The sequence below is a fragment of the Variovorax sp. PAMC 28711 genome, assembly GCF_001577265.1.
Classification (GTDB): Bacteria; Pseudomonadota; Gammaproteobacteria; order Burkholderiales; family Burkholderiaceae_C; genus Variovorax.
The window spans coordinates 1,015,870-1,038,330 of the sequence record NZ_CP014517.1 but is presented as its reverse complement, the minus strand read 5'-3'; the positions used below and the strand labels follow the sequence as shown (position 1 = coordinate 1,038,330).

Below are 22,461 nucleotides of genomic sequence, written 5' to 3'. Positions count from 1 at the left end.
GCCTAGAACTGGAAGTAAAGAAAGGGGCTGTACGAGCCGAGCTTCGACACGGAAAGTCCCAGCAGGATGACGGTCCCGATCGCGGTCGCGACCGTCATGGCGCTGGAAAGTCGAGGGCGGCCGCCCAGTGCGGCAACGGACGGCACCCAGCGCTCCAGTGCGATGGTCGGCGGCAGTGCCAGACAAATGATCATGCCCAGCAGCAGGGTCTGGAAGAACTCGGGTTTTCGGAACGGCACCGTGAACTCGCTGAACGCACTGACCGGTGCGCCGTGAAATCCCAGCATGCCCTTGTAGATCTCGATGGCCGCATTAAGGCTTTCGGCGCGAAACACGACCCAGGCAATCATCACGCACAGGAAGGTCAGACACCAGCCCAGCACGCGTGCCCACCAGCCTGGCGCAGCACCACGACGAACCTTGGCATTCCAGACGTGATTGACCATCAGGAAAGCGCCATGCAGCGCGCCCCAGATCACGAAAGTCCAGGAGGCGCCGTGCCAGAGGCCGCCCAGCAGCATGGTGAGGAAAAGATTCAGGTACCGGCGCGCCTCGCCTTTGCGGTTGCCGCCCAGCGGCACGTACAGGTAGTCGCGCAGGAAGGTGGAAAGCGAGATGTGCCAGCGCCGCCAGAATTCGATGATGTTGGTCGACTTGTAGGGCGAACGAAAGTTGAGCGGCAACTGCACGCCCATGCACAGCGACAGTCCGACCGCCATGTCCGAATACCCCGAAAAGTCGAAATAGATCTGCAGCGTATAGGCGAGCACACCGAACCACGAGGTGTACAGCGAGGGCAGCACGCCGGTGTGGACGCCGTTGAACATCATGTCGGCGTACTGGCCCAGGCGATCGGCGATAAGCAATTTTTTGGCCAGACCGAAGGTGAAGATGGCGAGGCCGAGCGCCAGTTTGTTGGTGTCGACCCGGTAGATCGCCGGATTGGCGAACTGCGGCATCATTTGCTTGTGATGCAGCACCGGTCCCGCGATCAGGTGCGGAAAGTAGGTGACGAAGAGCACGTACGGTACGAAGCGGCGTTCCTGCACCTTGCCCTGCCAGCAATCGACCAGGAAGGCGATCTGGGTGAACGTGTAGAACGAAATCCCGATCGGCAGCGCCACATGGAGCAGCGGCACCGACGACAGGCCCGCTTCCGCCAGGCCACTGTTTACGTTGGTGAGGAAGAAGTCGGCGTATTTGAAGACCGCCAGCACGCCGAGATTGATGGTCAGCGCCGCGATGAGCCATTGCTTGCGTGTGCGGTCGCTGCGACCCGGTTGTGGCGTCAGCTGCAGCCCCATCCAGTAGTTGAAGCAGATGGAGCCGAGCAGCAGCGGAAGCGCCTTGATGCTCCACCACCCGTAGAAGAACAGCGAGGCCAGTGCCAGGAAGCCCGCCGCTGCGCGGGCATTGCACCGGCCGATCAGGAAGAACCCGAGCAGGACCAGCGGAAAGTAGAAAAAGATGAACGCGTACGAATTGAAAAGCATGTCTGTCGGACGAAGGTCGTGAACCCTGTTCGCCCATTTCTTCTTCGAGTTCTATGGCGGCTCGGCGTGAGCAAGCCCCGGATTATCGCGTAGGCGATTGCACCCACTGATCCCACAGAGAATGAACCTCGAGGCCAAGTTCCTCCAGCGTCTTCCCGCCGTTGAAAATAACGCCATCGGCCGCTCTCAACCGGCGTTGCCGGGAGGTTTGGTTCGCCATCACGGCGAGCACTGTCTTGCGTGTCCAGTTCGACCTTGCCATGACGCGCTCGACCTGTTTTTCTTCCGGCGCGTCGATCACCAGCACGCGATCGACGCGACGGCGCCAGCGGGTCGATTCCACCAGCAACGGCACATCGAAAACCACGAGGCCCGCGACGGCGGCTGCTTCCTGACGCGTGCATTCCTCACCGATCAGCGGATGCAGGATGGCCTCGAGCTTGGCCTTGAGCGTGGGGTCGGCGAACACGAGCTCGCGCATGCGGGCGCGGTCCAGGCCAGCGTTGATGTCGAGCACCTTGGCGCCGAACTGCTGCTCGATCGGTTGCATCGCGGCACCGGCCGGTTGCGTCAGGGCGCGGGCGATGGCGTCCGTGTCGACCAGTGTCGCGCCGAGCGCGACGAACATGCTCGCCACCGTGCTCTTGCCACTGCCGATTCCACCGGTCAATCCGAGACGTTGCATCGAAGCGGACCGTGTCGGGGATCAGCCCGGCGCGAACGGGAAGGCGAAGGGCACGAGCCGCTTCACCTCGGCCGGACCGATGGCGAGGCAAACGAGTCCGGCGCCGGCGAGAAACGGTCCGAACGACATCGGAATGTTCTTGTTGGCCAGCCGACCGGCGGCCAGGAGCGCAAGGCCAAGCACTGCGCCGACCAGCGAAGACACCAGCACGATGCCGATCAGATAGTCCGCACCCAGCCAGGCGCCCAAGGCCGCCAGGAGTTTGAAGTCCCCGTAGCCCATGCCTTCCTTGCCGGTGGCCAGGCGATAGGCGTGATACACGAGCCACAAGCTGAGGTAGCCGAAGACGGCGCCCCACACCGCAGACGAGAGCGCAATGCCCGTCAGTCCCAGGGCTGCTGCGCCCAGTCCCATCCATAGCAGCGCGTAGTTGAGTGAATCCGGCAGCAGCTGGGTGTCCAGGTCGATCAGGAACTGGCAGATCAGCAGTGCGGCGAATGCGGCCCAAAGCGCTCCGGTGAGCGTGAACCCGTAGCGCCATGCACACAGCGCAAAAAAGGCACTGGTTACGATTTCGACGGCGGGGTAGCGCGGGCTGATGGACGCCCTGCAGCTCGAGCACCGGCCACGCAGCGCCACGTAACTCACAACCGGGATGTTCTCGTACCAGCGAATGCCGTGGCCGCAGTGACCGCATCGCGATGCGGGCCGGGACAGCGTGAGCGGCGGCAGGGCGTCGAGGCGCATCGCGGCGTCGGAAGCGCCGCGTTCCAGCGTCGAAGGAATGGCGGGGCCCTTGGGCCCGAGCACCTGGCGCCACAGCGACGGTCCGCTCTCCGCCGCCATCAGGTTGCCCACAGATTCTTCGAGCCAGCCACGCAGCATCATCGCGGGAAGCCGATAGATCACGACATTGAGGAAGCTGCCAATCAGGAGCCCCAGCAGGGCGGCCAATGCCGTGTCAACGTCCTGCGACACCAGCATCAAACGACTTGGCCGAGCTTGAAAATCGGGAGGTACATCGACACGACGATGCCGCCGATGATCACGCCCAGAAACACGATGATGATGGGCTCCATCAAGCTGGACAGGCCGGCGACCATGTCGTCGACCTCGGACTCGTAGAAGTCCGCCGCCTTGCCCAGCATGTGATCGATGGAGCCGGATTCTTCGCCGATCGCGGTCATCTGCAGGACCATCGACGGGAACAGGTTGGCGTTGGTCATCGCGCTGGTCAGGCTGGTGCCTGTCGACACCTCTTGCTGAATCTTCGCTGTGGCGTCGGCATAGACCGAATTTCCCGAAGCCCCGCCGACGGAGTCGAGCGCTTCGACCAGTGGCACCCCGGCGGCGAACATCGTCGCGAGCGTGCGGGTCCAGCGGGCCACACACGACTTGTCGATCAGGGTTCCGAAGATCGGCACGCGAAGCAGCAGGCGGTCCATGAACTTCTGAACGCGTTCGTTGCGCCGCCAGGCCTGCATGAAGAAATAGATGCCGCCGCCGATGACGCCGAAGATCAGCCACCAATAAGCGACAAAAACTTCGCTGATGGCCATCACGATCAGGGTGGGCGCCGGCAGGTCTGCGCCAAACGAACTGAACACCTGTTTGAACGCCGGAATCACGAAGATCATGATGATGGCCACCACGACGAACGCGACGATCACCACGGATGTCGGATACATCAGTGCCGACTTGATCTTCGACTTGATCGCTTCGGTTTTCTCCATGTAGGTGGCGAGGCGGTCGAGCAGTTCTTCCAGAATGCCGGCGGCTTCACCGGCTTCCACCAGATTGCAATAGAGGTTGTCGAAGTATCTGGGGAACTTGCGGAAAGCGGCTGAAAGCGAGGTACCAGTTTCGACATCGCTTCGAATGTCGTTGAGCAGTCGGGCGACGTTCGGATTCGCATTGCCGCGACCGACGATGTCGAAGGCCTGCAGCAACGGCACGCCGGCCTTCATCATGGTCGCGAGCTGTCGCGTGAAGATCGCGATGTCTTTCGGTTTGATCGACTTGCCACCGCGCATCCGGCGCTTTTTGATCTTCGACGCGAGAACACCTTGCCTGCGAAGTGAAGCCTGCACCTGGTTTTCACCCGCAGCCCGGACCTCACCGCGGACCGCCTTGCCATTGCGGTCCTTGCCTTCCCATTCGAAGACGAATTCTTTGAGCGTGCGTGTCGATGTGGCGGTGGCCATGGAAACTCCGATTCGCAGTGTTATAGGTTGGTGACCGCGACCACTTCTTCGAGTGATGTGAGTCCCTGCATGACCTTGCGCAGCCCGGATTGACGCAGGGATCGAACACCCTCCGCCTCGGACTGCCTTGCGATGTCCAGCGCGCTGCCGTCGCGCAGGATGATCTTCTGAATTTCTTCGGTGATCGGCATCACTTGGTAGATGCCGACGCGGCCTTTGTAGCCGCCGTTGCAGGCAGAACATCCCACCGGGCGGTAAGGCGTCCACGAGCCGTTGGCGTCCGCTTCGGCATAGCCGGCATCGAGCAGTGCTTCCCGCGGAATGTCGGCGGGCTCGCGACACACGACGCAGAGCCGGCGGGCCAAGCGCTGCGCGGTGATCAGGATCACGCTGGAGGCGATGTTGAAGGGCGCAATCCCCATGTTGCGCATCCGCGTGAGCGTGGTGGGCGCGTCGTTCGTGTGCAGCGTGGACAGCACGAGGTGACCTGTTTGCGCCGCCTTGATGGAGATGTCGGCGGTTTCAAGGTCGCGGATTTCGCCGACCATGATGATGTCCGGGTCCTGACGCAGAAAGGCGCGCAACGCGGTCGCGAAGGTCAGGCCCGCCTTCTCATTCACATTGACCTGGTTCACGCCAGGCAAGTTGATTTCCGACGGATCTTCTGCCGTGGCGATGTTCACGCCCGGCTTGTTCAGGAGATTCAGGCAGGTGTAGAGCGACACGGTCTTGCCCGAGCCCGTGGGACCCGTGACGAGAACCATGCCGTACGGCCGCCCGATGGCACTGAGGAGTCGGGCCTTTTCATCGGCGTCGTAGCCGAGCGCATCGATGCCGAGGCGGGCGCTGCTCGGATCGAGAATCCGGATCACGATCTTTTCGCCAAACAGCGTTGGCAGGGTGCTCACCCGAAAATCGATGACGCGGTCGGGGCCGATCTTCAGCTTCATCCGGCCGTCTTGCGGGACGCGCTTCTCGGAAATATCCAGCCGGGAAATGACCTTGATGCGGGACGCGAGCTTGTCCTTGATGACGGTCGGCGGGCTGGCTATCTCGCGCAGCTCGCCGTCTACCCGAAATCGCACCCGATACTGGTGCTCGTAGGGCTCGAAATGGATGTCCGATGCGCGCATGCTGAATGCGTCCAGCAGCATCTTGTGCAGGAACCGGACGACTGGCGCGTCTTCGACTTCGGCGACGGCCTGTTCGTTGGAGTCGCCCGACGTGTCCGCGGAGGCCTCGTCGAACTCGAACTCGGCACCGACGATGCCTTCGATGGTTTCAGCCGCGCTGACCGCTGCGGCTTCGACCATGCGCGACAGCTTGTCGTATTCGGCGATGACCCAGTCGACACCCATTTGCGACGCGAACTTGATCTTCTCTGCCGCTTGCTGGTCAGACGGATCGGCCGTTGCAACGATCAGGCGGTTGCTGCGCTTGCTGAGAACGACGATCCGATACGCCTGACAGAGCTTGGTGTCGAGCAGGTCCTTCGGGAGCCGCTGCGGGTCGATCGCATCGAGGTCGAGCAGCGGGGCGCCGAACGCGCTCGACAGTGTGTGGGCAAGATCGGCTGCAGACACGGCACCGGTGCCCGTCAATTCGGCGATGAAACTGGTGCGGCTGCTCTGCGACTTCTGATAAATCTCCTCGGCCGCCTTTGCGGGCAATTTGCCTGCCGCTATCAAGGCGCGCGCGAGCCCAGGAAGGGCTATGGGCGAATGTTCTTTGACGAGAGGTTCGGCAGCGGCCATGCAGCGAGTGTAAAAAACGTGAAAAAGTGCTTCACGATCATCGCTGATCGCCTTTGGACTGTAAACCGCATTGCGCTGCGAGATCGCGTAGCAATTGGCATTACAACCACAAAATGGCTGGTCGGGGTGAGAGGATTCGAACCTCCGGCCTCTACGTCCCGAACGTAGCGCTCTACCAGGCTAAGCTACACCCCGATATCAGTTACAAGTAGCGAAATCGCCCTTGTCTTTTTCAGATTCAGGCTCTGCGCTCTAGCAATTGAGCTGCCAATTCTAGCAAACCCGTCGTGTGCGAATTCGCCGGAAAGCCATCGAGAGCGTCCATCGCGCGCTGCGCCTCGCTCGCTGCCGTGATCCGCGTTGCGTCAAGTGCCCCGGTTTCGCGAACGATGTCGACGATGCGTGCAAGTTGGCCGCTGTCGCCGGTTTCAATGGCAGCACGAATCAAGGCGGCATCGGCGGGCGCGGCGCGTTGCATGGCCAGAATTAGGGGCAGGGTGGTTTTGCCTTCGCGAAGATCGTCGCCCAGGTTTTTGCCGGTTTCACTGGCGTCGCCTGCATAGTCCAGCACGTCGTCGATGACCTGGAATGCGGTCCCCAGCGCCTGACCGTACATCGCGCACGACTGTTCCACTTCTGCGCTCGCGCCGGACAGGACGGCGGCCAATCGCGTGCTCGCCTCGAAAAGTTTCGCAGTCTTCGAGCGAATGACGCGCAGGTAGGCGCTTTCGTCGAGCGAAGCGTCGTGCATGTTCATCAACTGCAGCACTTCGCCTTCGGCGATCACGTTGGTGGCCTCCGCGAGGATCTGCATGACCCGCATGTTGTCGGCGTCCAGCATCATCTGGAATGCGCGCGAGTACAGGAAGTCACCCACGAGCACGCTGGCAGGATTGCCGAACGATTCGTTGGCTGTTGGCCGGCCGCGGCGCAAGGTCGATTCGTCGACCACGTCGTCGTGCAGCAGTGTGGCGGTGTGGATGAACTCGACCACCGCCGCGAGGTTGTGCCGCTGCGCGCCGGTGTAGCCGAGTGCGCCGGCCATCAACAGCAGCAGCGCGGGGCGCAGGCGTTTGCCGCCCGCAGAGATGATGTACTTCGACACATGACTCACCAGCGGCACGCCGGTATCGAGTCGGGCGGCGATCACGCGGTCGACCTCGACCATGTCGGCGGCAATGAGGCCAAGGACGGCGGTGGTGGAAGAAGCGTCTGCGGCAGGAACTGACAAGGCGTGTGCGCGGGCGCGCTGCTAGGGTGGCGATGGAATGCCGTTCAAGGCATCGGACTCCCAATTATAGAGAGCCACCGCCGCTTGGCAGAGCCGTTGATGTTAGCGGCTGCAAACCGTGCTAGAATAGAGGGCTCTACGGAATTCGTCCGTGGAGCTTCCTTTTCAAGAGGTCTTTCATGTACGCGGTCATAAAAACCGGCGGCAAGCAGTATCGCGTTGCTTCCGGCGAAAAAATTAAAGTAGAACAGATTGCTGCGGACGTAGGCCAGGAAATCGTGTTTGATCAAGTTCTCGCAGTCGGTAACGGCGCAGAGATCAAGGTCGGCACGCCCCTGGTGTCCGGCGCATCCGTCACGGTGACAGTCCTGTCACACGGTTTGCACGACAAGGTTCACATCTTCAAGATGCGCCGTCGCAAGCACTATCAGAAACGTCAAGGCCATCGCCAGCAGTTCACCGAACTGCAAATCGGCGCGATCGCCGGCTAAGGAGAAAATTCCATGGCACAGAAAAAAGGCGGCGGCTCAACGCGAAACGGGCGCGATTCCAAGCCCAAGATGCTCGGCGTGAAAGCGTTTGGCGGCGAACTGATCAGCGCAGGCTCGATCATCGTGCGCCAGCGCGGCACCAAGTTCCACCCCGGCGTCAACGTCGGTCTGGGCAAGGACCATACGCTCTTCGCCCTGGTCGACGGCCACGTGTCGTTCGGCATCAAGGGATCGCTGAACAAGCATATGGTCAACGTGACCCCTGCGGCGTAAGCCAGTCACTTCGATCCGTTCGAAGCCCCGCTTGTCGGGGCTTTTTCATTTGTAAACTGGACAGCCCATGAAGTTCGTCGACGAAGCCTTCATCGACATCGCAGCCGGCGATGGCGGCAACGGCTGCGTGTCGTTTCGACATGAGAAATACAAGGAGTTCGGCGGCCCGAACGGCGGCGACGGCGGCCGTGGCGGGCACGTATTTGCCATTGCCGACTCCAATCTGAACACGCTGGTCGACTTCCGCTTCTCGCGGCGGCACGATGCGAAGCGCGGACAGCACGGCATGGGTTCCGACATGTTCGGTGCTGCCGGCGACGACATCACGCTCAAGATGCCGGTCGGCACCATCATCAGCGACGCCGAAACCGGCGAGGTGCTGTTCGAACTGCTGGCGGATGGCGAAGTCATCACCATCGCCAAGGGCGGTGACGGCGGCTTCGGCAACATGCGCTTCAAGAGCGCGATCAATCGCGCACCCCGGCAAAAGACGCCGGGCTGGCCGGGCGAGAAGCGCAGCCTCAAGCTGGAGCTCAAGGTGCTGGCGGATGTAGGCCTTCTGGGCATGCCAAACGCCGGCAAGTCCACGCTGATCAGCGCGATTTCGAACGCGCGGCCGCGCATTGCGGACTATCCGTTCACGACCCTGCACCCCAATCTCGGCGTGGTTCGTGTCGGGCCCGAGCAGAGCTTCGTGGTGGCGGACTTGCCCGGCCTGATCGAGGGCGCTTCCGAAGGCGCGGGCCTCGGCCATCTGTTCTTGCGCCACCTGCAGCGCACGCGGCTGCTGCTGCACGTCATCGACCTGGCACCGTTCGACGAAGCGGTTGATCCCGTCGCCGAGGCCAAGGCGATCGTGGGCGAATTGAAGAAGTACGACACCGCACTCTACGAAAAGCCGCGCTGGCTCGTGCTCAACAAGCTGGACATGGTGCCGGACGACGAACGCGCCGCGCGCATCAAGGACTTCGTCAAGCGCATGCGCTTCAAGGGACCGGTGTTCGAGATTTCGGCACTGACGCGCGAGGGCTGCGAGCACTTGGTGCAGGCAGTCTTCCAGCACGTCAAGGCGCAGCATCTGGCCGAGCAGCCGCCTGTTGAAATCGATCCACGCTTTGCCAATCCGGCGCCCGACGCGGGCTGAAATGACCCTCAATTCCGGATCCACAGCATTGCGCGATGCGCGTCGAATCGTCGTCAAGGTCGGCTCGAGCCTGGTGACCAACGACGGTCGCGGACTCGACGAAGCGGCCATCGGCGAATGGTGCCGCCAGCTTTCCACGCTGGTGCGCGAGGGGCGCGAGGTGGTGATGGTATCGAGCGGGGCGATTGCCGAGGGCATGAAGCGTCTCGGCTGGCGCAACCGGCCCAAGGCGATCAATGAATTGCAGGCTGCCGCAGCGGTCGGACAGATGGGGCTTGCGCAGATTTATGAAACGAAGCTGCGCGAAAACGGCGTCGGCAGCGCGCAGGTGCTGTTGACCCATGCCGATCTCGCCGACCGCGAGCGGTACCTCAACGCCCGCTCGACGCTCGTCACGTTGCTGCGTCTTGGCGTGGTGCCCGTCATCAACGAGAACGACACCGTCGTCAATGACGAAATCAAGTTCGGCGACAACGACACGCTGGGTGCCTTGGTCGCCAACCTGGTGGAGGCCGATGCGCTGGTCATCCTCACCGACCAGAAGGGCTTGTTCACGGCCGATCCCCGCAAGGACCCGCAAGCCACGTTTGTGCATGAAGCCGCTGCAGGCGATCTGGCGCTGGAGGCCATGGCGGGCGGCGCAGGATCGAGCATCGGCAGCGGCGGCATGATCACCAAAATTTTGGCCGCGAAGCGCGCGGCCGGCTCGGGTGCCTCGACCGTCATCGCCTGGGGCCGCGAGAGCGATGCGCTGCTGCGTCTCACGCGCGGCGAGGCGATTGGCACCCTGCTCGTCGCACAAACTGCCAAGCACCAAGCCCGCAAGCGCTGGATGGCCGACCATCTCCAGATGCGCGGCGCGGTGCTGGTCGACGCCGGAGCGGCAGCCAAAGTGCGCGGCGAAGGCAAGAGCCTGCTGCCGATCGGCATGACAGCGGTGGAAGGCGAGTTTTCTCGCGGTGACGTGATCGCGGTGCGCGACGAAACCGGCGCTGAGCTGGCCCGCGGGCTCGCCAACTATTCGAGCGCCGAGGCCCGACTGCTGTGCCGCAAGCCTTCAGCCGAGTTCGAGCGACTGCTCGGGTATGCGGCCGAGCCGGAGATGGTGCATCGGGACAACATGGTGCTCAGCCCCGCTACGACCGGCGGGCGCTGAGACCGTTACTCCAGGTTGCGCACGGGCTGCTTGATGTGGTCGACGATGTCGGCCACAGACGAGCGCGGCGCGCTGTCGCGGCAAACCCCCTGTCTGGCAAGGCGCTTGGTGTAGTTGGAGGGCGCGTCGCCGACCTTTTTCCACTCGGGATTGGCGATCGGCTGCCAGGCATCGGCACCGTAGCGTGCGTACGTTTTGGACTCGTTGGTCGCACAGCGCATGCCGTCGTAGAAGGCGTTGAGTCCGCCGCCCGACTTGTTGCGGGCCACCACCACGTAGCGCACGATGCCGTCACCGCCGATCGCGACCGTGGCGGGATCGATGCCGATCTTCAGCGACATGAACACCGGCATCTCGATGTCGACCAAACGCGATTGGTCGAACGCTGGCGGTGGCGGCACTTCGGATTCTTTCCAGTCCGGATCGTCGGCAGCCAATCCGGACTGCGCTGCGGCGATGGTGGCCACGCCCATGCACAGTGCAAGCGCGAGTGTGCGCCTAGCGTGGCGCATGAAGCGGGTCTGGCGGGAAGGGGATGTCGTTGGCAGGATTGGCATTCGGGTCCGGGTCGAAGCTTGCACCGGGAGGCAGCTCGAAGTTGGGTTCAAAGCCTGCGGCAGACGGATGGCGCTCGAACTCTCGAGCGCGCACGTTGCTGCGCAGGAAGCGGTTGCGAAAATCTGGGCGCGGCAGGTAACGGGACAGCTCGGTCAGCGCCATCTCGTACACGCCGCGTTTGAATTCGACCACGACGTCGAGCGGCACCCAGTAGTCGTGCCAACGCCAGGCGTCGAATTCAGGATGGTCGGTCGCGCGGAGATTGAGATCCCAGTCGTGCCCGACCAGCTGGAGCAGGTACCAGATCTGTTTCTGGCCCTTGTAATGACCTCTTGCGTCCCGCCGAATGAATCGATCCGGCACCTCGTAGCGCAACCAGTCACGGGTACGGGCCATGATGCGCACATGCTCCGGATGGAGCCCCACTTCCTCGTGCAGTTCGCGGAACATGGCTTGCTCCGGGCTCTCGCCGCGATCGATGCCGCCTTGCGGGAACTGCCAGGAGTGGGTGCGTATGCGCTTGCCCCAAAAAACCTGGTTTTTCTGGTTGAGCAGGATGATGCCGACGTTGGGCCTGAAGCCGTCCCGGTCGAGCATAATCAAACCCCAAATTTCTATGAACTGAGTCGATTATGCACGCCGTGTTACGCACGGCAAGCGACCTGTTCGACGGCCTCTCCGGCCTCTCTCTTTCCTGTCAACGATCCGGTCCTCGCAAGATGAAAGCTTCCCGTTTTTTTGTCTCCACCCTGAAGGAAGCGCCGGCCGATGCGGAGGTGGCGAGCCATCGCCTCATGATGCGCGCCGGCATGATCAAGAAGCTCGGCACGGGCATCTACACCTACATGCCGATGGGGCTGCGCGTGATCCGCAAGGTCGAGCAGATCGTTCGCGAAGAGATGAACCGCGCCGGCGCCGTGGAACTCTCGATGCCGGTGGTGCAACCGGCCGAGCTCTGGCAGGAGTCTGGGCGCTTCGAGAAGATGGGCCCCGAGCTGCTGCGCATCAAGGACCGGCACGAGCGCGACTACGTGATGCAGCCGACCAGCGAAGAAGTCGTGACCGACATCGCGCGCCAGGAAATCCGCAGTTACAAGCAGCTGCCGCGCAATTTCTATCAGATCCAGACCAAGTTCCGTGACGAGCGCCGGCCACGCTTCGGCCTGATGCGCGGGCGCGAATTCATCATGAAGGACGCCTACAGCTTCGACCGCGACCTCGACGCCGCCAAGCTGAGCTACCAGGCCATGTCGGACGCCTACCGCCGCGCCTTCGATCGCTTCGGCCTGAAGTACCGCGCGGTGGCGGCCGACAGCGGCGCCATCGGTGGCGACCTGAGCGAAGAATTCCAGGTGATCGCGGCGACGGGCGAAGACGCCATCGTCTATTGCGCCGAGAGCGACTACGCCGCCAACCTGGAAAAGGCCGAAGCGCTGGCACCGGCCGGTCCGCGCGCTGCGGCCATGAACGCGCTTGTCAAAACGCCGACGCCGGGCAAGAGCACCTGCGCCGACGTGGCCGAACTGCTTGGCGTGCCAATTGCAACCACCGTCAAGTCGCTGGTGCTCGCGACCGATGTTCTCGACGAGGCCGGGAGTCTGAAAGGTTCGCGAATTTGGTTGCTGCTGCTGCGCGGCGATCACGACATGAACGAAATCAAAGTCAGCAAGGTACCGGGGCTCGACCAGGGCTTTCGCTTCGCGACGATTCCCGAAATCGACGCGCACTTCGGCTGCAAGCCGGGCTATCTTGGCCCGCTCGATCTCAAGCAGCCGGTGACGCTCGTGGCCGATCGCGAGGTGGCGGTGATGGCTGACTGGATCACCGGCGCCAACGAGGTCGACTTCCACATGACCGGCGTGAACTGGGGGCGCGACCTGCCTGAGCCGACCCTCGTCGCCGACATCCGTAACGTGGTCGCCGGTGACCCGTCGCCCGACGGCAAGGGCCTGCTCGCCATCGAGCGCGGCATCGAGGTCGGCCACGTGTTCGTGCTCGGCACCAAGTACAGCAAGGCGATGAACGCGACCTTCCTCGACGAGGGCGGCAAGCCGAAATTCCTCGAGATGGGCTGCTACGGCATCGGCATCACGCGCTTGCCCGCCGCCGCCATCGAGCAGAACCACGACGAGCGCGGGATCATCTGGCCCGACGCGATCGCGCCGTTCACGCTGGTGATTTGTCCGATCGGTATGGACCGCAGTGCCGACGTCAAGGCCGCCGCCGAAGCGCTCTACGAAGCCATGCTCGCCACCGGCGCGGACGTGCTGCTGGACGATCGCGGCGAACGCCCCGGCGCGATGTTCGCCGACTGGGAACTCATCGGGGTGCCGCACCGCATCGTCATCTCCGACCGCGGCATCAAGGAAGGGCAGTACGAATACCAGCATCGCCGCGAGACCGAGGCGACCAAGGTGCCGGCCGCCGAAGCGGCGTCCTTCCTGAAAGCCCGACTCGCAGGATGAGCGTTCCCGTGCCGTCCGCGCCGACGTCGCTTCTCTCGAGAAGAACGTGGCTGTTGCGCGCGTCGGTCGCATCGGTGGCGCCGATGGCGCTGTCCTTCGCGAAACCAGCGCACGCCGGCGCCCAGATCGAAGAGCCGATGATCGACTCGGTGCGCAACGCGCTAAGCACCGCCATCCGCAGCAGCGCCCCGCCGGTGCCCGAGTTCGGCGACACCGCTTCGCGCCTGGCCTATCTGCGTTGGCTGGGCGAGATGAGCGAGCGGCTCAAGAAGAAGGTCCCCGGTGCGCAGGAGCGCATCGAGCTGCTGCAAACGGTCTGGTACGAAAGCAAGCGGTCGGGTCTCGACGTGAGCCTGGTGCTCGGGCTCATCCAGGTCGAAAGCAACTTCCGCAAATGGGCGGTCTCCAGCGCCGGCGCGCGCGGGTTGATGCAGGTGATGCCCTTCTGGACCCGCGTGATCGGCGACGGCGACTCGGCCAAGCTCTTCCACATGCGCACCAACCTGCGCTTCGGCTGCCAGATCCTGCGGCACTACCTGAATCGCGAGGGCGGCAACCTCTTCATGACGCTCGGCCGCTACAACGGCAGCCGCGGACGCTCGCCGTACCCGGACGCGGTGTTCGCCAACCAGCGACTCTGGGCCTACAAGGACCGCGGCGACGCGCCGATCCTGCCGGTCACGCCGGCAGCGGGCTGAGCCGTCTTCATCACCAGCACCTGGTCGATCCGGTAGCTGTCAACGTCCACCACCTCGAAGCTGTAGCCGCCCCAAGTCACGCTGTCGGTGCGCTTGGGCACGCGGCGCAGCATCACCATCAGGAAGCCGGCCAGCGTTTCGTATTCCTCGGCATGCGGCAGTTCGTCGATGTCGAGAGCGCGTTGCACGTCCTGGATCGGTGTCACGCCGTCGATGAGCCAGGAGCTGTCGTCGCGGCGCACGATCTGCTGCTCCTCGTCCTGCAGGCCGACCAGGTCGCCCATCACGGTGCTCATCACGTCGTTGAGCGTGATCACGCCGACGACCAGGCTGTATTCGTTGACGATGATCGCGAAGTCTTCATGCGCCTGCTGGAACTGCTCCAGCACTTCGGTGAGCGAGAGGCGATCGGGGACGACCAGCGCCTTGTGCAGCGGCACGCCCTGATCGAGCGCGAGCGGCTGGCCGCTCAGCACCCGCTGGAACATGTCCTTGGCGTCCACGTAGCCGAGCACATGGTCGATGTCGCCATCGCACACCGGATAGGCCGAGAACGGTTCGGCCACGATGCGGGCACGCAGCACCGATTCGGGGTCGTCCTTCTGGAACCAGGCGATGCGGTCGCGCGAGGTCATGACGCTGCTGACGAGGCGTGTCTCGAGCTCGAACACGTTGGCGATCACCTGCTGCTCCCGCACCGCCAGCACGCCGGCGCGCGCGCCGGCTTCGGTCATGGCGAGGATGTCGGCCGAGGTGATCTTGTCGACGCGTTGGAGCGGGATGCCGAGCACCTTGAAGAGCAAGTCGGTGCTGCGGGTGAAAAACCACACCAGCGGCTTGAACGTGGTGATCAGCACATTCATCGGGCCGACCATGCGCACCGCCAGCCGCTCCGGATCGCTCATGCCGAGCCGTTTCGGGAACAGGTCGGCGAAGACCAGGAACAGCGCGATCACGATGACGAATGAAGCCGCGAACGACCAGCCCTGCGCAGCCTCGACGCTCAGCCATCGTTCCAGAAGGCCCGCGAAGAACGGCGAAAACGCGCCTTCGCCCACCACGCCGCCGAGGATCGCCACTGCATTGAGACCGATCTGCACCACGGTGAAGTAGTGGCCGGGCTGTTCTTGGATGCGCATCACGCGTTCGGCGCGCAGGTCGCCTTCGTCGGCCATCTGGCGCAGGCGCAGGCGGCGCGAGGCCGCGAGCGTGATTTCGGCCAGCGAAAAGAAGGCGCTCGCTGCAATCAGCGCGACGATCACGAGGAGGCTTTGGATCAGAGTCAAGTTCATGGACGGTCAAACACGGACCGCCATGGTGCCACGCCGATCGGGGCTATTGCATGAAGCCGATGCGGCTGCGGCCGGCCGCGGCGCGTGGCAGGTCATCGACGCGCACTTCGTCGCGGTGCGCGAGGCGTGCGTTGCCGAAACCGGTCATGAGTGCGCGCCGCATGTCGCGTGGCGCGAGCGTGGCGAGGTGATCGAGCACGTCGGATGACGGTTCTTCCGCGAGCAACCGGCCCCAGTCGTGGTCGCTCCGGATGCCGACGTAGAGCTGGCGTGCGATTTGCCGTGCCGCCTCGTGCGAAGGCGCCTCGATCTCGAACACGTTCATGCGGTTCAGGATCGGCTCGGGGATGCCCCGTGCATCGTTCGCGGTGGTGATCCAGATCACCTGGCTCGCATCGATGGGGACTTCGGCGAACTCGTCGACGAAGGCGTGCGCGGTGTCGTGCTCCAGCAGGCTGTAGAGCGCGCCGAGCGGGTCGTACTGCGCATCGGCGCCAGCCTTGTCGATCTCGTCGATCACTATCACCGGGTTGGCGTACTGCCCTTCAACCAGCGCCTCGAACACCTTGCCGGGCTTGGCGCCTTTCCACTGCGACGATGCGCCCGACAGCAGCCAGCCGGCCGTCATGGAACTCATCGGCACCAATGACATGCCGGTGCCGAGCAGGTCGGCGAGTTTTTTCGCGAAGTGGGTCTTGCCGATGCCCGGTGCGCCGAGCAGCAGCATGGGCGTCACTTCGAGGCCGTCGCGGCTGTCCTGTGCCAAAGCGACATGGCGGCGCACGTCGTCGAGCACTTCAGTGAAATTGGGAAGCTGCGCATAGAGCGAGGCCATCTCTGGCACGCCGCTGGGCTTGACCTGAAAGCGGTCGGGTCCGCGCTCGAGCATGCGCTCGTAGGTGGTGCGAAGGTTCTCGTGATCGCGTTCCGGGAGCTTGGCGAGCTTGCGTTCGACGTCGTGCGTCTGGAACACGCTGCGCAGATTGGCCACCGGCAACTGGAAGGACTGGCTCGCGGGAACCAGATCTCGAGACGTACGGGAATCCATGGACACCTCCGGTTTCGAACACTCGAACATTCGGAGACAGCATAAGCCGTGCCCGACAACCGGAGGCGCTAATTACTTCACGGACGCTGCATGTTGCAGGCGGTCGGCAGCATCGCGTCCTTGGCCGAGATCAGCAGCGCGGTCTTGGTGCCGACACCGGTGTTCTCCAGGTCGTACTTGATGTCCTTGCCGTTCACCTTGGCGAACGTCGACACGTACAGCGGCTGCTGCAGTTGATGATCGTCCTTGCGCATCCACACTTCACCCATGTCGCTCTGGAACTTCATGTCTTCGAGCTTGCGCGCCACGTCGAGCGCCTTGACCGACTTGGCCTGCGTCATGGCTTCGGCCAGCATGTCCATCGCGGTGTTCACGCGCAGCAGCAGGAAGTCGTTCTTGAACTTCTTCTTGTATTCGGCGGCATACGCCTCGGTCTTGTTGTTGGCCACGTTGCCATGCCATTCGGAGAGACTGAACACGGTGTCGATGCCGGTGTCCTGCAGCACGGTCGGCACGCCGATGGTGTTGGCATAGAGCGTGTAGACGTTGGCCTTGGAGCCCGATTCCTTGATCGCCTTGATGAGCAGCGTGAGGTCGTTGCCCCAGTTGGTCGTCATCACCGTGTCGGCGCCCGAGGCCTTGATCTTCTGGGCGTAGGGCGAGAAGTCCTTCACCTTGCCGAGCGGCACCAGGTCGTCGCCGACCAGCTCGATGTCCGGCCGCTTTTTCGGCAGCATTTCGCGGAAGGCCTTTTGCGCCTGGTAGCCGGCCACGTAATCCTGGTTGAGCTGGTGCACCTTCTTGATTTCGGGGCGCGCCGCGATCGCCGAGGTGACCGCGTTCATGCTCATGTCGACATTCTGGATAAAGCGGAAGTGCCAGAAGTTGCACTTGATGCCCGTCATGTCCGGATCGAAGGCGGAGTAGTTCATCACGATCATCGGCTCATCGCCGCGGCTGATGCCCTTGTTCACGCCGTCGACCAGCGCCGCCGTCACGTTCGATCCGTTGCCCTGGAACACGTAGCGCGCGCCCTTGTCGTACGCAGAGCGCAGGGCGCTGGCGCTGTCTTGCGGGCTTCCCTTGCCGTCCAGCGGCATGATCTCGAGCTTTTGGCCCAGCACGCCGCCGCGCGCATTGATGCGCTCGGCCGCCATGTAGAAGTGCTGGAGTTGCTGCTCGCCGACGTTGGCGAAGGGCCCGGACAACGGGTCGATGTAGGCGATCTTGATCTGCGCCGCGGCGGGCACCGACGCCGCCGAAGCGAGCGCGACCACAAGCGCGGCGCGCCTGAAATTCCTGAACATGTTGTGTCTCCTGCTTTTTTCTGGAGCGCAACGACATTGCTGCGCCAGCGGGACTACAACAGGAGACAGGCGCGCGGTCGATCACCTGCGCGACTGGTTTGCTATAACAAATATGCGGGTCTAGACGGCGCCACCGGGATGGGTCGGGTCGACCCACAGCACCGATTCGGGCTTTTCCACCGGCTCGATGTCGAGATTGACGGCGACTGCCTCGCCGTCGCTGCGGCACAGCACGCACTGGAGCGGTTCGGTGGCGCTGGCGTTGATTTCCTGGTGCGGCACGTAGGGCGGCACATAGATGAAGTCGCCCGGCCCGGCCTCGGCCGTGAACTGCAACTGGTCCCCCCAGCGCATGCGTGCACGGCCACTGACCACGTAGATCACCGATTCGAGATGGCCGTGGTGATGGGCGCCGGTCTTGGCATCGGCGTGGATCGTGACCGTGCCGGCCCACAGCTTCTGCGCGCCCATGCGCGCGAAGTTGACGGCCGCCGCGCGGTTCATGCCCGGCGTCTGCGCCGTGTTCGTGTCGAGCTGGCCGGCCTTGACGACGCGGACGCCGTCGTGTTTCCATGGTGCGTCACTCTCATGCGCAGGGTCGTGGTCGGCGTGGTCGTGGCTCATGTTGAAAGGCTCAGGCGGCGGGCGCGCCGTTCACCATTTGCTGCAGCTCGCCGGATTCGTACATCTCCATCAGGATGTCCGAGCCGCCGACGAATTCGCCCTTGACGTAGAGCTGCGGGATCGTCGGCCAGTTGCTGTATTCCTTGATGCCCTGGCGGACTTCCGGGTCGTCCAGCACGTTCACGGTCTTGAGCGATTTGGTGTCGACACCGATCGCCTTGAGGATCTGGATCGCGCGGCCGGAGAAGCCGCACATCGGGAAACTGGCGTTGCCCTTCATGAAGAGCACGAGCTCGTTGGATTTGACGAGGTCGGCGATGCGTTGTTGTGCGTCGGACATGGAGTCTCCTTTGGGAAAAACGTGATTGGCGCGATTATTTCACCGCGCGCCAGATTCCGCCGGAGCAGCGCGCGATGCCGGCCAGGTCGTTGCGGCTTTGCACTTCAGCGAAGCCGCGGGCGATGAGCAGGTCGCGCACCGCATCGGCCTGGTCGTGACCGTGCTCCAGCAGCAGCCAGCCACCGTCCGCAAGGTGCAGTGGCGCATCGCGCGCGATGCGGCGGAGGTCGTCCAGGCCGTCGGGTCCGGCAGCCAGCGCGGCCAACGGCTCGTGGCGCAGTGCGTCGAGGTGGCGGTCGCCGGCGGCGATGTAAGGCGGATTCGAGATGATCAGTGCATAGCCTGCGGCCGCGCCATCCAGCCAATCGGCCTGGACGAACCGCACCGGCAGGTCGAGGCGCCTCGCGTTGGCGGTGGCAACGGCCAGGGCGTCGGCGCTCGCATCGACCGCATCGACCTGTGCATCGGGCCGCGCCCGTTGCAACGCCAGCGCGATCGCGCCGCTGCCCGTGCCGAGGTCAAGCGCACGTGGTGCCTCCAGGCGGGCGAGGCGTTCCAGCGCCCAGTCGACCAGCGTTTCGGTGTCCGGCCGCGGCACCAGCACGCGGGCATCGACCTGCAACGTGAGCCCGTGGAATTCCTTTTCTCCGACCAGATACGCCACCGGCTCGCCCGAGCGCCGCCGCGCAAACAGGGCCGTGAGTGCCGGCCAGGCGGCTTCCGGAAACGCGTCGGTGTCGTGCGCCAGCAGCCAGGCGCGGTCGTGCAGCGGGCGGTTGAGCGCACGCAGCGTGAGCAGTTGCGCGTCGAGCCGATCGATGTCCAGCGCAGCGGCTGCGGCCAGCGCGTTCGCCACGGTGGCAGGCACCTGGCTCATGCCGGCAGCGCCGATTCGAGGTCGGCGAGTTGCTCAGCTTCGCGCGCGGCCTGCAGCGCGTCGAGCACGTCGCCGAGGTCGCCTTCCATCACCGACAGCAGCTTGTAGAGCGTGAGGTTGATGCGGTGGTCCGTGAGCCGGCCCTGCGGAAAGTTGTAGGTGCGGATGCGGTCGGAGCGGTCGCCGCTGCCCACCAGCCCCTTGCGCAGCGCCGCCTCTTTCGCGGCACGCTCGCTGCGCTCCTTTTCCTGGATGCGCGCCTGCAGCACCTGCAGCGCCTTCGCCTTGTTGGCGTGCTGGCTGCGGCCGTCCTGGCACTCGGCCACGATGCCGGTCGGCAAGTGCACCACGCGCACGGCCGAGTCGGTCTTGTTGATGTGCTGGCCGCCGGCGCCGCTGGCGCGGAAGGTGTCGATGCGCAGATCGGCCGGGTTGAGCTTGACGGCCAGCGCCTCGTCCGGCTCCGGCATGACCGCCACGGTGCAGGCGCTGGTATGGATGCGGCCCTGCGTTTCGGTCGCTGGCACGCGCTGCACGCGGTGGCCGCCCGATTCGAAACGCAGGCGGCCGAAGGCGGCATCACCCACGACGCGCACGACCACTTCCTTGTAACCGCCGAGTTCGCTCTGCGATTCGCTCACGATCTCGCAGCGCCAGCCCGCGCGCTCGCAGTAACGCGTGTACATGCGCAACAGGTCGCCGGCGAAAAGCGCCGACTCGTCGCCACCGGTGCCTGCGCGGATTTCGAGAAACGCATTGCGTTCGTCGTCCGGGTCGCGCGGCAGCAACAGGCGCTGCAGCCCGTCTTCGATCTGCACCAACTCGGCCTCGCCCTCCGCGATTTCCTCCTGGGCCATCTCGCCCATGTCGGGATCGTTCAGCATTTCGCGCGCGGCGGCAACGTCGGCCTCGCGCTGCTGGTAGCGCGCATAGCGCACGGCAAGCTGCGTAACCTCGGCGTGCTCCCTGGAAATGGTGCGGTACTGCGCCATGTCGCCCATGATGTCTTCGCGCGACAGCAGGAAGTCGAGTTCGCCGAGGCGTTGCGTATAGCGCTCGAGTTGGTGACGGAGGAAGGGTTTCACGGCAAGGTCAACGGAAAAGAGGGGAGGCCGCTGCAGCGCGCAACGGAAAGCGAAAAAGCCGCGAGGTGCAGCCCGAGCGACCACCGTCGCTAACGCTCTTTGCGCAGGAACAGTCGCGAGATGGTTTGCGCCGTTTGCGCCCGCGCCGTGGCGTCGCCGGCGTGTAGCTCGGCCATCGCGCCGTGCAGCATCTTCTGGGTCAGGCCGCGCGACAGCGCTTCGAGCACCGCGTCGACCGGCTCGCCCCGGGCGAGCAGCTTGCGTGCACGCGCCAACTCGGCGCTGCGCCAGTCGTCGGCCTGCGCGTTGAGCTGCTGGATCAGCGGCACGGTGCCGCGCTGGTCGAGCCAGTGCATGAAGCTCTGCACACCGGCGTCGATGATCACTTCGGCCTGGGCCACCGCAGCCTGGCGGCTGGCATGGCCCTGTTGCACCACCTGCGCGAGGTCGTCGACGGTGTAGAGATAGACGTCTTCGAGCGCCTTCACTTCGGGCTCGATGTCGCGCGGCACCGCGAGGTCGACCATGAACATCGGGCGATGCCGGCGCACCTTGAGCGCGCGTTCCACGGCGCCGAGGCCGATGAGCGGCAGCGTGCTCGCGGTGCAGCTCACGACGATGTCGAATTCGGCGAGCCGCGCCGGCAGATCGGCCAGTCGCATCGCCTCGCCGCCGAAGCGCGAGGCGAGCTTTTCGCCGCGCTCCAGCGTGCGGTTGGCGATGGTGATGCTCTTCGGCTCTTTGGCCGCGAAGTGGGTCACCGCGAGATCGATCATTTCGCCGGCGCCGACGAACAGCACCCGCGTCTCCTTCAGGTCTTCGAACAGCTGGCCGGCCAGGCGCACCGCGGCGGCGGCCATGCTGATGGAATGCGCGCCGATTTCGGTCGCGGTGCGCACTTCCTTCGCGACCGCGAAAGAGCGCTGGAACAACTGGTTGAGCGTGCTGCCGAGCGCGCCGGCGGTTTCGGCGGCGCGCACGGCGTCTTTCATCTGGCCGAGGATCTGCGCCTCACCGAGCACCATCGAATCCAGCCCGCTGGCCACGCGAAAGGCGTGACGTGCCGCCGCGTCGTCGTGCAGCGTGTAGGCATGCGAGCGCAGCAGGTTGGGCGCGACACCGCCGCTCTCGGCGAGCCAGCCGACGGTGTGCTCCAGCGCGATGTGGTCCGCGGCGCAGTAGATCTCGGTACGATTGCAGGTGGAGATGATCGCGGCCTCCACTTGCGGATGGCGTCCAGCGGGGAAGGAACTGCGCAAACTCTGCAGGGTCGGGGCCAGCTGATCGAGCGCGAACGCGAAACGACCGCGCAGATCGAGCGGCGCGGTCGTGTGGTTCAACCCGAGGGCCCAGACTGACATAGACCACGATTATAAAATTTATGGCGCACCTTGGCCTTCTTCGTCTGGATGGCCGGGACAATGGCGGCGATACGCACCTTTTCCACGGCTCCCTCCATGTCTCCGCTCGACCTGACGACTCACCTGCTCAATTTCGTGGCACCGGCCTTTTTCGTGGCGATTGTGCTTGCGTTGGCCGCGCGGTTGTTGGTTAAGAAGCAGGCTGGCGCGCCCGCGCTATGGACTCAGGCCGCGGTCAATTTCGCAGCGGGCGTCGCGGTGCTCGCGGCTGGCCTCGCGTTCTACGGACGCGACGGAATGATGAACACCTATGCCGCGCTGGTGGCCGTTTGCGGTACCGGCCAGTGGTTGCTGGCAAAGGCCTGGCGCCGCTGA

At 64.1% G+C, this 22,461-nt stretch carries 23 protein-coding genes and 1 tRNA gene; 7 read left to right on the top strand and 17 right to left on the bottom strand.

The window, feature by feature from the left end; genetic code table 11:
- Positions 1 to 2: 2 nt before the first annotated feature.
- The 7 genes from AX767_RS05270 to AX767_RS05240 form a co-directional block, all read right to left on the bottom strand.
- Positions 3 to 1,493: an MBOAT family O-acyltransferase gene (locus AX767_RS05270; protein WP_068629278.1), complete on the bottom strand. Its 1,491-nt coding sequence runs from the start codon at positions 1,491 to 1,493 to the stop codon at positions 3 to 5.
- A gap of 82 nt (positions 1,494 to 1,575) precedes the next feature.
- Entirely contained in the window at positions 1,576 to 2,121 is a 546-nt protein-coding gene (gene coaE / locus AX767_RS05265) for a dephospho-CoA kinase (RefSeq protein WP_237288556.1), read from the bottom strand.
- Positions 2,122 to 2,199: 78 nt separating this feature from the next.
- Entirely contained in the window at positions 2,200 to 3,162 is a 963-nt protein-coding gene (locus AX767_RS05260) for a prepilin peptidase (protein WP_068629273.1), read from the bottom strand.
- Positions 3,162 to 4,382, bottom strand: a complete 1,221-nt coding sequence (locus tag AX767_RS05255) for a type II secretion system F family protein (RefSeq protein WP_068629271.1) — start codon at positions 4,380 to 4,382, stop codon at positions 3,162 to 3,164. Before AX767_RS05255 ends, AX767_RS05260 begins: the two co-directional genes overlap by 1 nt.
- Positions 4,383 to 4,402: 20 nt before the next feature.
- Positions 4,403 to 6,136 carry a type IV-A pilus assembly ATPase PilB gene (pilB, locus tag AX767_RS05250; RefSeq protein ID WP_068629269.1) on the bottom strand — a complete coding sequence of 578 codons (1,734 nt, stop codon included), beginning with the start codon at positions 6,134 to 6,136 and terminating at the stop codon, positions 4,403 to 4,405.
- 118 nt (positions 6,137 to 6,254) lie between these two features.
- Positions 6,255 to 6,331 (bottom strand) — tRNA-Pro (locus AX767_RS05245).
- Between the two features lie 43 nt (positions 6,332 to 6,374).
- Complete coding sequence (locus AX767_RS05240) at positions 6,375 to 7,367, bottom strand: polyprenyl synthetase family protein (RefSeq protein WP_068629267.1); 993 nt, start codon at positions 7,365 to 7,367, stop codon at positions 6,375 to 6,377.
- A gap of 179 nt (positions 7,368 to 7,546) precedes the next feature.
- On the opposite strand from AX767_RS05240, the gene rplU reads away from it, so the two are divergent.
- From rplU to proB, 4 genes are all read left to right on the top strand, one after another.
- A complete protein-coding gene (gene rplU / locus AX767_RS05235) occupies positions 7,547 to 7,858 on the top strand; it encodes a 50S ribosomal protein L21 (protein ID WP_068629265.1) in 312 nt (103 codons plus the stop codon).
- A 12-nt stretch (positions 7,859 to 7,870) separates the two neighbouring features.
- Complete coding sequence (gene rpmA / locus AX767_RS05230) at positions 7,871 to 8,131, top strand: 50S ribosomal protein L27 (RefSeq protein WP_068629263.1); 261 nt, start codon at positions 7,871 to 7,873, stop codon at positions 8,129 to 8,131.
- A gap of 67 nt (positions 8,132 to 8,198) precedes the next feature.
- The gene (cgtA, locus tag AX767_RS05225; RefSeq protein ID WP_068629261.1) at positions 8,199 to 9,275 is read left to right on the top strand and encodes an Obg family GTPase CgtA; all 1,077 of its coding nucleotides are present in this window, start codon (positions 8,199 to 8,201) and stop codon (positions 9,273 to 9,275) included.
- A gap of 1 nt (position 9,276) precedes the next feature.
- A complete protein-coding gene (gene proB / locus AX767_RS05220; protein ID WP_068629259.1) occupies positions 9,277 to 10,431 on the top strand; it encodes a glutamate 5-kinase in 1,155 nt (384 codons plus the stop codon).
- 5 nt (positions 10,432 to 10,436) lie between these two features.
- On the opposite strand, the gene AX767_RS05215 is transcribed toward proB, so the two are convergent.
- Positions 10,437 to 10,943, bottom strand: a complete 507-nt coding sequence (locus AX767_RS05215; protein WP_237288555.1) for a CNP1-like family protein — start codon at positions 10,941 to 10,943, stop codon at positions 10,437 to 10,439.
- Positions 10,930 to 11,586, bottom strand: coding sequence for an RNA pyrophosphohydrolase (locus AX767_RS05210; RefSeq protein ID WP_068629256.1), 657 nt, complete (start codon positions 11,584 to 11,586; stop codon positions 10,930 to 10,932). Before AX767_RS05210 ends, AX767_RS05215 begins: the two co-directional genes overlap by 14 nt.
- Positions 11,587 to 11,708: 122 nt before the next feature.
- Between AX767_RS05210 and AX767_RS05205 the strand changes: the two genes are divergently transcribed.
- A complete protein-coding gene (locus AX767_RS05205) occupies positions 11,709 to 13,454 on the top strand; it encodes a proline--tRNA ligase (protein ID WP_068629254.1) in 1,746 nt (581 codons plus the stop codon).
- Positions 13,451 to 14,152: a lytic transglycosylase domain-containing protein gene (locus tag AX767_RS05200; protein WP_068629252.1), complete on the top strand. Its 702-nt coding sequence runs from the start codon at positions 13,451 to 13,453 to the stop codon at positions 14,150 to 14,152. Before AX767_RS05205 ends, AX767_RS05200 begins: the two co-directional genes overlap by 4 nt.
- Here AX767_RS05200 and AX767_RS05195 read toward each other — a convergent pair.
- The 8 genes from AX767_RS05195 to hemA form a co-directional block, all read right to left on the bottom strand.
- On the bottom strand, positions 14,098 to 15,438 hold the full coding sequence (locus tag AX767_RS05195; RefSeq protein WP_068633371.1) for a hemolysin family protein: 1,341 nt from the start codon (positions 15,436 to 15,438) through the stop codon (positions 14,098 to 14,100). The two genes, AX767_RS05200 and AX767_RS05195, sit on opposite strands and share 55 nt — an antisense overlap.
- A gap of 49 nt (positions 15,439 to 15,487) precedes the next feature.
- Positions 15,488 to 16,492, bottom strand: coding sequence for an AAA family ATPase (locus tag AX767_RS05190; RefSeq protein ID WP_068633369.1), 1,005 nt, complete (start codon positions 16,490 to 16,492; stop codon positions 15,488 to 15,490).
- Positions 16,493 to 16,569: 77 nt separating this feature from the next.
- Complete coding sequence (locus tag AX767_RS05185) at positions 16,570 to 17,799, bottom strand: branched-chain amino acid ABC transporter substrate-binding protein (protein WP_068629250.1); 1,230 nt, start codon at positions 17,797 to 17,799, stop codon at positions 16,570 to 16,572.
- A gap of 120 nt (positions 17,800 to 17,919) precedes the next feature.
- Positions 17,920 to 18,423, bottom strand: coding sequence for a cupin domain-containing protein (locus tag AX767_RS05180; RefSeq protein ID WP_068629248.1), 504 nt, complete (start codon positions 18,421 to 18,423; stop codon positions 17,920 to 17,922).
- Between the two features lie 10 nt (positions 18,424 to 18,433).
- Positions 18,434 to 18,763, bottom strand: coding sequence for a Grx4 family monothiol glutaredoxin (grxD, locus tag AX767_RS05175; RefSeq protein WP_068629247.1), 330 nt, complete (start codon positions 18,761 to 18,763; stop codon positions 18,434 to 18,436).
- A 34-nt stretch (positions 18,764 to 18,797) separates the two neighbouring features.
- Positions 18,798 to 19,640 (bottom strand): peptide chain release factor N(5)-glutamine methyltransferase, encoded by an 843-nt coding sequence (gene prmC, locus AX767_RS05170; RefSeq protein ID WP_068629244.1) that lies wholly within the window; start codon positions 19,638 to 19,640, stop codon positions 18,798 to 18,800.
- The gene (prfA, locus tag AX767_RS05165; protein WP_068629242.1) at positions 19,637 to 20,725 is read right to left on the bottom strand and encodes a peptide chain release factor 1; all 1,089 of its coding nucleotides are present in this window, start codon (positions 20,723 to 20,725) and stop codon (positions 19,637 to 19,639) included. The genes prmC and prfA overlap by 4 nt, the downstream gene beginning before the upstream one ends.
- A gap of 89 nt (positions 20,726 to 20,814) precedes the next feature.
- Positions 20,815 to 22,086 (bottom strand): glutamyl-tRNA reductase, encoded by a 1,272-nt coding sequence (gene hemA / locus AX767_RS05160; RefSeq protein WP_068629240.1) that lies wholly within the window; start codon positions 22,084 to 22,086, stop codon positions 20,815 to 20,817.
- 30 nt (positions 22,087 to 22,116) lie between these two features.
- Here hemA and AX767_RS05155 point away from each other — a divergent pair, with 30 nt between their 5' ends.
- The gene (locus AX767_RS05155) at positions 22,117 to 22,461 is read left to right on the top strand and encodes a hypothetical protein (RefSeq protein ID WP_335338848.1); all 345 of its coding nucleotides are present in this window, start codon (positions 22,117 to 22,119) and stop codon (positions 22,459 to 22,461) included.

Excerpts from the sequence above, each read along its gene's own strand:
- AX767_RS05190 (WP_068633369.1), bottom strand. The coding sequence starts at position 16,492 with ATGGATTCCCGTACGTCTCGAGATCTGGTTCCCGCGAGCCAGTCCTTC.
- AX767_RS05255 (WP_068629271.1), bottom strand. The coding sequence starts at position 4,382 with ATGGCCACCGCCACATCGACACGCACGCTCAAAGAATTCGTCTTCGAA.
- AX767_RS05260 (WP_068629273.1), bottom strand. The coding sequence starts at position 3,162 with ATGCTGGTGTCGCAGGACGTTGACACGGCATTGGCCGCCCTGCTGGGG.
- proB (WP_068629259.1), top strand. The coding sequence starts at position 9,277 with ATGACCCTCAATTCCGGATCCACAGCATTGCGCGATGCGCGTCGAATC.
- AX767_RS05210 (WP_068629256.1), bottom strand. The coding sequence starts at position 11,586 with ATGCTCGACCGGGACGGCTTCAGGCCCAACGTCGGCATCATCCTGCTC.
- prmC (WP_068629244.1), bottom strand. The coding sequence starts at position 19,640 with ATGAGCCAGGTGCCTGCCACCGTGGCGAACGCGCTGGCCGCAGCCGCT.
- AX767_RS05185 (WP_068629250.1), bottom strand. The coding sequence starts at position 17,799 with ATGTTCAGGAATTTCAGGCGCGCCGCGCTTGTGGTCGCGCTCGCTTCG.
- pilB (WP_068629269.1), bottom strand. The coding sequence starts at position 6,136 with ATGGCCGCTGCCGAACCTCTCGTCAAAGAACATTCGCCCATAGCCCTT.
- AX767_RS05270 (WP_068629278.1), bottom strand. The coding sequence starts at position 1,493 with ATGCTTTTCAATTCGTACGCGTTCATCTTTTTCTACTTTCCGCTGGTC.
- AX767_RS05200 (WP_068629252.1), top strand. The coding sequence starts at position 13,451 with ATGAGCGTTCCCGTGCCGTCCGCGCCGACGTCGCTTCTCTCGAGAAGA.
- coaE (WP_237288556.1), bottom strand. The coding sequence starts at position 2,121 with ATGTTCGTCGCGCTCGGCGCGACACTGGTCGACACGGACGCCATCGCC.
- AX767_RS05205 (WP_068629254.1), top strand. The coding sequence starts at position 11,709 with ATGAAAGCTTCCCGTTTTTTTGTCTCCACCCTGAAGGAAGCGCCGGCC.
- AX767_RS05180 (WP_068629248.1), bottom strand. The coding sequence starts at position 18,423 with ATGAGCCACGACCACGCCGACCACGACCCTGCGCATGAGAGTGACGCA.
- rplU (WP_068629265.1), top strand. The coding sequence starts at position 7,547 with ATGTACGCGGTCATAAAAACCGGCGGCAAGCAGTATCGCGTTGCTTCC.
- hemA (WP_068629240.1), bottom strand. The coding sequence starts at position 22,086 with ATGTCAGTCTGGGCCCTCGGGTTGAACCACACGACCGCGCCGCTCGAT.
- rpmA (WP_068629263.1), top strand. The coding sequence starts at position 7,871 with ATGGCACAGAAAAAAGGCGGCGGCTCAACGCGAAACGGGCGCGATTCC.
- cgtA (WP_068629261.1), top strand. The coding sequence starts at position 8,199 with ATGAAGTTCGTCGACGAAGCCTTCATCGACATCGCAGCCGGCGATGGC.
- grxD (WP_068629247.1), bottom strand. The coding sequence starts at position 18,763 with ATGTCCGACGCACAACAACGCATCGCCGACCTCGTCAAATCCAACGAG.
- AX767_RS05215 (WP_237288555.1), bottom strand. The coding sequence starts at position 10,943 with ATGCGCCACGCTAGGCGCACACTCGCGCTTGCACTGTGCATGGGCGTG.